Here is a 7309-nt window from a genome sequence, read left to right as displayed (position 1 = left end):
AATCCGCCTCCGGAAGCAACACTTGCCCCTAAATAACCACTTACACCACCAATAGCGGCGCCACCAAGCATATAGCCCCAAGTTTTTCCCGAACTGTAATCCCATTTGGTTGGATTATATTGTCCGCCATTGGCCATTACGCCGCCGGAATAAGCACCTATCACAGCCCCGATAATCACAGGTACAAACCAGACGATTTCCCCCGATGGGTCAACATACTTAAACGGATTATTAAAACAATAACTATACCGGTTAAAATTCTGCGAGAAATCCGGCATCTGCACATAAGGATCAGGACTTAAAAACCTGCCCAAAACAGGATCATACACCCGCCCGTTCATATTAATCAGATTAAACTCCGGCAAGTGTTCGTGGCCGGTATAGCCGCGGTAGAACTTGAAGGTGTTGTTGGTAACGGTTTGCCTGCCCCAGGCATCGTAGCTGGCTTTGAAAACTTCCGTGCCATTGCTTTCGGTTGCTGCTCCTATCATGCCTGTGCGTGATTTTTTGTCGTTATATGTTTTAGTTGTTTTGATAATCATGTCTCTACTAACCTTTTTTTCTTCTTCATAACAGTTAAAAACTGCCTGTCAATTGGACACAGGCAATATGGCCGCGCCAGCCTTAAATTCCTCGCAAGACATACTTAAAGTTATTCCCACGTGACTTCTTTAGATATACCTGAAACAATTTCACCATTTGATTTCTCAAACTTTATAGTAAAAATATGCTTCTTATTAATTTCAGGACGAGATTCAATGTATATGTACCATGGATTAATTTTAAAGATTTCAAAATCTTTTAAATAGCCTAATACATATTCTCCTTCAGAATTTATACCATACACTTTTATTAAATTGTTTAATTCCGTGCCTGCGAGATGATTATTGTCAAAATCCGAATTACTCGAAATATAAATGTGAGTTATAGGATATTTTTCTCCATCATACCCTGGTTCACAAACACTTGTTGCATAAGCACAAAATCCCCAATTTAAAGTAGAATTTTTCTGTGCTAAAAAATACACATCTTCAGGATTAACTTGAACTAACAATCTGTTATTTAATGAAATATATGCATCTGATACTTCGATATTTATTCTTTTGTAGTCAAAATATCTTTCATCGGGACATTTACAACCATTAAACGGCAGTAAATTGAATATTAGAACTATTGTTAATATTTGTTTTTTCATATCAAATAAATTAATAAATTAACCATGGAAATAAACCAACTATTGGAATATGTATAGGAATATCTGTCCAATGAAACCTACTAGATATGGGATTAGTAGAAGTATTAACCCTTCCTGTACGTGGATTAATATAAGGAGATGGTCTTCCTTTTATAAAACTATTCTTGTCAAAATAATCTTGAGAAACAGAACTAGCATCCCGTCGGTTTTTATTTTTGCCGTAATATTTATCAAAGTATGCAGCTCCCTTATAACTGGCATCAGCTTCGAACCAGCGGTTGTGATGGCTCGGAGAGTTTGAGTTATCTGTATGTATAATAGCGCTTTGTAAACTTGGGATACCTACCGTAAACAAATATACGAGTCCGAGCTGCTGACTCTGAATATAATGACCATATTCATGTACAAATAAATGGTCGTGCCAATCGGCTTTGTAGCCTTACAAGTTCGTCGTTGTTCATATCGGAAAAATCATTGATAGCAAACAATTTGCCGGCTTCAATATGACTAACTCTTTCCTTTATTTTTTGCGAAATACTGCTGTTCATAATAGCACATTAAAAAAACTGTCCGAAATATTCGGTAAATTTCGGACAAAGATAGGTGTTTTTTTCAAATAAAAAAATCCTTTTTCGTTTCGCCGGAACGAAAACCGCTCGTTGCCGGCAGGAAGGGAAACACAACAGTAGCCAACTAACAATGCCAAACCAAAAGCGACCATACTGTTAAGTTCTTTTTTATCGCGGCAAAGCCGCGATATTTTTTGCCCCTTTTTCTGCCGCTTTGCGGCAGTTATTTTTTCCCTTGCGGCAAAGCCGCAAAATGCCCCTTTTTTATCCGCTTCAAAACAAATGAAGCACAACTACACAGGATTCAGTAGCAATAACGAAACAATAACCGACAGAGGTATGGTTAAATTGTCGCTTCCATTCGGCGATATTAATTCTACTCCGGTAGTAACAACGGATAATACCAAAGCAATGCAGATAGATTTGATTTCCATTAGTGGAGACCACAACAGAAAACAACTGATAATCAGCGTTGACAGAAAAAACACAACAGTTCCCATAATGGTTTTATTTGCCGTTAATATCTTAGACTTGTATTTTCCACCCAAAACGCAGGCTAAAGAATCGCTTATTGCCAAAATAATAAGGGGTAAAACGAAAAACATTTCATTTTGCAGATACTGAGATATAAAATAAACCAATCCAATGGAAACCGGAAGCAAATATACGCCGCAAGTTTTCCTGTTTACAGAGTTGATAGAAGCAAATAAATGCGTCCTGTATCCAATATAAAGTATCGAAAATGTTATTATTATTATTCCTAAAACATACCAGTGAGAGGAAAAACAACTCGTTGCAAATAAACAGGATAAAGTAGCAAGTGCATGAGCCAGTTTGCGAGTGTATTCAACAGCAACGCCTCTTTTATGTAAAAATTCACATAAAATAATTATAAGTGAAAAACAGGACAAAAACAAAAAACAATAAAGTAATTGTTGGTTCATGATATTTTGAAAAACAGATTGACCAGATAAATAAACGTACCGGCTACAATAAAACTGTCAAACCGGTCTAAGAAACCACCATGTTCGGACAACGCCGAACTAAAATCTTTCACTCCATACACTCTTTTAATACACGAAGCGGCTAAGTCGCCGGCAAAGGAAAACAAACAGATACCTAATCCAAGCATAATTGCTTCCAATAGAAAAAATCCCATTATTGTCCCTGTAATGAAAAATGTACAAACAGACATAAACAAGCCTCCGTACAATCCTTCATACGTCTTATTGGGACTTATTCGGGGACATATCTTGTGCTTTCCAAATAATTGTCCGGCAATCTGGCAAAAAGCGTCAAACGTACAAACCGTAAATAAAGTATATAGTAATACCGGTTGAGATAAACAACTGAAAAAATAAAATCCAACGGAAACCAAAGCATACATCCAAAGAATTAAATAAAAAACAATGCTGTTTTTCGGATTATTTCTTTGAATACGGACAAGTTCTATCAATCCTGCAAAAACAATTGATAAACAGACCCATGGAAAGATATTGGGAATGAAGCAAATACATCCATACAGAAAAATAACGATGAAGAAGTAAGTAATATATTTTATCCGGTTCTTTTTTCGCTCTGTCGAATTTTGTTTTTTTCCTGCAAAATAAATACCAATACCTCCTAAAAAGAAAAACAGCAGGATGATATAGAATAAACTCCAATTCATTTGGTTGCATTTTTATTTCTCAACACCCAGTAAAGACCTTTGACATTTGACCGCATCTTTTTTATAATCAGTTGTATAATAATATGTTCTGAAAAAGCCAAAATGCCCCAAATGATCATAATGTAATAAAATACGGGATAAAAGCCTAAAAGGAATAATACAATGAAAAAAATGCCTTGTATGTAACCACCTATTTTCCATGAATATAAATGCAGGCTGGGCAATCGTCCAAACTTGATTAATGAAAGAATATGGGCAAAACAAAGCAAGAAAATAAAAACAAAAAAACTATGCAGGTATGGTTGAAAATCCAACGCCTTGAAAAGGAAAACACCTGTAATGGCAGCTATGTATGTTCCCAAATCGGCAATAGAGTCCAGACGCGCTCCCAATTCCGTCTGCATATTGAAACATCGTGCTATTAATCCGTCCAAAACATCAGTTATCAAATTAATTGTCAATAGAATGGAAAATAATTGCTCTTGTCCTTTTATACTCAAATAAAGAATATAAGGAAACATTAATAGCCTGTAAAGCGACAGGAAATTAGGTACAGTATAGATATTGTTCTGTTGCATCTTTTATAAATAACTCCACTCCTATACTATTTTGGAGTGGAGTTATGTTTAATATACTAATTAATAATACTTTGAATATGGATTATATCTCCCTGATTTAATATAAGGAGTATATGGATTAACTGTACTATTAGTCAAATGAGGAGAGCCTATCAAAGTATGAAATCCATTTTGAAATACATTTCCTATTGCCGGATGTTCCATACCTACCTTAACCATTCCATATCCTACTTTTTTCCCTATGTATAACGGACTGGAATACTGTGTCCCATTTTTATATTTATTTGTTCCTTCAACTACGCCATCCGGTTTAGGGTCATTAGTATATACATTTACTCCAAGCACATAATCTTTGTATCCGATTTCCAATGCCGCAGAACGGAAACGGTCGCCTCCATCACCTCTCATTAAGGATACATCATTTTCATGACTGATAGACCAGTCTTTATAACGCAATCCTAATGTTGCTGTTCGTTGTCCTTGGGAACTTCCATCAATCCCGCCGCTGTATTTTGTGGTATGCCATGAAAAACCGAATTCTCCATCATCATAGCCGAATCCTGCATATTTGTATCCGGGTCCTATTCCGGCAGAAAGTGTCCAGTCTCCAATGTCATACGAAGCAGATATACCCAACCCTAATGAAAAACCATTTGCATTACCCATAGTTCCCGCCGTAAACATCGCCATCGGATTAATTGAAAAATTAACATCTCCAACACTAAAAGTTATAGGTGGAGTAACCATGCCAATTGCCGTATTAACTGCTTGATTCCCTGCAAACTGCCATCCACTCATAGCTGCGGATCCTCCCATCGTATTGTAACCAAGCCAAGCCATACCTGCACCTATTCCTCCCGCAGCAACGGCTTTCCATCCCCAGTTCCCCGTAGTTATTCCGTGGACTACATAACCACAAACGAATCCGGCTCCGGCTGCGATCAGATCATCAATTAAGAACCATTCCCCTGATGGGTCGGTATAAATTAGCGGATTATTCAGACAATAACTGTACCGGTTAAAATTCTGACTGAAATCCGGCATCTGAACATAAGGGTCAGGACTTAAAAACCTGCCCAGCACAGGATCATACACCCGCCCGTTCATATTAATCAGGCTGAACTCCGGCAAGTGCTCATGGCCGGTGTAGCCGCGGTAGAACTTGAAAGTGTTGTTGGTAACGGTTTGCTTGCCCCAGGCATCGTAGCTGGCCTTGAAAACTTCCGTGCCGTTGCTTTCGGTGAGCTTTATGATGCTGCCCAGGTGGTCTTTGTGAACGTAATAGATTTTGTCCGCCTGCCCGTTCTGCTTTACATAGACCGCTGCCAGGCCGTCGCCGCCCGATATGTAAATCAAATGCTTTGTTACCCCGTCTTCGTATATGCGCTCGTAGTCGCCGGCGTAGGTGATAATTCTTATCTGCGAGTAATTGCTGTTCAATATTGTCCGCCAGCGCTCCCGTGTCGGGCCGTAGTCGAAAGTCATACTGTAAACGCCTCCGTTTGCCTTTTCGTCCAGTTCGGAGATGCTGGATACCTTGTTAAAGTTTGTATATGAAATAGACTGTCTTGTGGATGGAACCAACCCGTCCGTATTATCCACCGATTTCAAGGCATGAGGCTTTGTCGCCAGATAGTCGTATTGTCCCAAGCCTGTCTTAGATTCAATATTTCCATTGGCATAGTAGCTAATATCCATTACGGACGCACCGTTGTGGGTAACAGTTGTGAGCCTGTCCAGATTGTCGTAGGTGAAGCCTTCGGTTTGTGGTATCATGCCTGTTATTAATCGCTTTCTTAACATTTACACCTTGATTTTTTGACTTATCTTGTTCTATCACATAAAAATAATCTTGATTTACAGTGTATTACAAATCTGCCAACATGTTTGATACACGACCTACCCTCCAACTATATCAAAAATCGGCATTCTTTGCTCTTCAAGAAAAATCGCTCGTTTCTTAAATTCTTCTTCCTTAAAGAATTTGCGGACAAAATGGTTCAACTCATATATGTCTTTGTGTTTTAAACGGAACACAAAGACTTGATCACCTTTTAAATACAGATAATGTTTATCACCTGATCTATAATTAAAATCTGTAAATACTGTTCTTGAACCTAGTAACCAGATTTCCGGCTTTTCTTTTTCAATGGACTCCAACGCATTCTTCAAATCCCTTAATTCTCTTCTAGAATATTTATAACTAACGACTTCGTAGCAGTTAAAAATAGTTTCCACTCCTCCTCGTATATCATGGCGCCTTATTTGAGTTTCAATTGTATCCACATAAAGGAAATCGTAAATATTTTTATCATAGGTATAATTTCCCGCATTCTTTAGTATTGGAACAAGCATTATGATTGAGCTACTATGTATATTTGCTAAATCATTGTTTATTTCTTGTATTAGAGAATCAATAGGAATATGAAGAATTTCATAGCTATACGACTTTTTAAAATTCTTTGATTCCACATTTGATCTTACCAATGTATCAATTAATTGGGCTTTATCAAGTGAGTAATAATAATTCCTTATTTCATCTAAATTCTTATGTTGCGCCGACATCAGACAAGAATGCATAAAACAGATTAAAACTAACACATATTTTTTCATGTAATTCTCTTTTATTTTATTAAAAAATAGTATGGGTTTAACCCTTTCAATTCGTTCAATTGGTAAGTTCTTCCCCTACCATAAATATTAACTTTACCACTTTGATAATAATCTATTTGCTTAACGGTAGTCATATGCCGTATATCTCCCTCGTTGTGTGTTATTGTAACATTATTGCCAACATTACTTGCACCTTGCATCTTAAGTGCATTTGATATATCATCTCCAGACATAATTTCATTTTCAAATCCTTGTCCTCTTAAAAAATTACTATTTCCACTCTCGCCATTACGCATAGCAACTCCTTGTTCCGTCCATCCCGTGCTTTCTCTAAAATCAAGTTCGGTACGCGATCCTCCTCTGGATCGTTCCAATTCTGTTAAAGATTGAGGGACACAGGTATTATTGGCTGTTGCCGTGATGAAGTTAATATTGAATTTCACGGAAGTTTTGGGCAATTCGGAAGTAAAAAACGACCATTGTGTCCGTCCATACTGTACTTCATTTCCCCACCAATAATTTCTTCCGCCAGCCTGTGCCAAATTATAGCCCGAAATAGCCCCACTGGCGAAGCCCATTCCGGCAGACCAGTACCAATTATCAAAGAAATTGTGGCCATCAGCCAAGTTACCGATACCATTAAGTCCTACTTGTATTCCGGCTTGCAGCCCTCCATTGCTTAGCA

General features: G+C 37.6%; 8 protein-coding genes. 1 reads left to right on the top strand and 7 read right to left on the bottom strand.

Translation table 11 applies throughout. From position 1 onward, the window contains the following. The coding region (locus ACYPWY_RS15250) for an RHS repeat-associated core domain-containing protein (RefSeq protein ID WP_459686404.1) at positions 1 to 542 on the bottom strand (542 nt) is incomplete at its 3' end. A gap of 110 nt (positions 543 to 652) precedes the next feature. After that, positions 653 to 1195 carry a hypothetical protein gene (locus tag ACYPWY_RS15245; protein WP_459686403.1) on the bottom strand — a complete coding sequence of 181 codons (543 nt, stop codon included), beginning with the start codon at positions 1193 to 1195 and terminating at the stop codon, positions 653 to 655. An 851-nt stretch (positions 1196 to 2046) separates the two neighbouring features. Between ACYPWY_RS15245 and ACYPWY_RS15240 the strand changes: the two genes are divergently transcribed. Beyond that, the gene (locus ACYPWY_RS15240; RefSeq protein WP_459686402.1) at positions 2047 to 2388 is read left to right on the top strand and encodes a hypothetical protein; all 342 of its coding nucleotides are present in this window, start codon (positions 2047 to 2049) and stop codon (positions 2386 to 2388) included. Between the two features lie 316 nt (positions 2389 to 2704). On the opposite strand, the gene ACYPWY_RS15235 is transcribed toward ACYPWY_RS15240, so the two are convergent. From ACYPWY_RS15235 to ACYPWY_RS15215, 5 genes are all read right to left on the bottom strand, one after another. Further along, complete coding sequence (locus ACYPWY_RS15235; protein ID WP_459686401.1) at positions 2705 to 3433, bottom strand: phosphatidate cytidylyltransferase; 729 nt, start codon at positions 3431 to 3433, stop codon at positions 2705 to 2707. Then, complete coding sequence (locus ACYPWY_RS15230) at positions 3430 to 4011, bottom strand: CDP-alcohol phosphatidyltransferase family protein (RefSeq protein ID WP_459686400.1); 582 nt, start codon at positions 4009 to 4011, stop codon at positions 3430 to 3432. Before ACYPWY_RS15230 ends, ACYPWY_RS15235 begins: the two co-directional genes overlap by 4 nt. Positions 4012 to 4071: 60 nt before the next feature. Further along, the gene (locus ACYPWY_RS15225; protein ID WP_459686399.1) at positions 4072 to 5814 is read right to left on the bottom strand and encodes an RHS repeat-associated core domain-containing protein; all 1743 of its coding nucleotides are present in this window, start codon (positions 5812 to 5814) and stop codon (positions 4072 to 4074) included. 96 nt (positions 5815 to 5910) lie between these two features. Next, the gene (locus tag ACYPWY_RS15220) at positions 5911 to 6624 is read right to left on the bottom strand and encodes a hypothetical protein (protein ID WP_459686398.1); all 714 of its coding nucleotides are present in this window, start codon (positions 6622 to 6624) and stop codon (positions 5911 to 5913) included. An 11-nt stretch (positions 6625 to 6635) separates the two neighbouring features. Further along, a partial coding sequence (locus ACYPWY_RS15215) for a hypothetical protein (protein ID WP_459686397.1) occupies positions 6636 to 7309 on the bottom strand: 674 nt, incomplete at its 5' end.

The organism is Viscerimonas tarda (assembly GCF_054601255.1).
This window is presented reverse-complemented; position numbering and strand designations above follow the sequence as displayed.